Annotated in this window: 1 protein-coding gene; it reads right to left on the reverse strand. The window is 24.1% G+C overall.

From position 1 onward, the window contains the following. Positions 1–396 (reverse strand): thymidylate synthase (locus LUA84_RS01305; RefSeq protein ID WP_256443578.1); only part of this gene is annotated, 396 nt, incomplete at its 3' end. Positions 397–417: the final 21 nt, after the last annotated feature.

Raw genomic sequence — 417 nt, forward strand, 5'->3', positions numbered from 1 at the left:
AAAAGACCTTATTCTATATCCATATTTTTCTAATACTTTTTCCATATATTGAAAATCATGTTCATATACATGTGCAGATGATGAAATTGTTGTAACAATTCCCAATTCATATCCTTTATTTGTTCTTTTATTTATTTCATTAACAATATATTCNCCAATTCTAATTAATGCATACATATTTAATGGCCATCCCCTAAACATATCATTACTTCTTATATATTCTGTAAGGTTTAGATATTTTCCCTGAATAATCCCTTCTATAGANNTAACACATGGTGGGTNATTTGAATATATATCTNNATTTGGATTCCATGTAATCATAATTGCTCTTCTTGTTTCTGGATTTTTTGATAATTTATTTATTATATATAATAATTGATTTAAATTACAATAAATTTAGAAATCTTTCTCCATATG

It is taken from the genome of Candidatus Nanopusillus massiliensis, assembly GCF_920984865.1.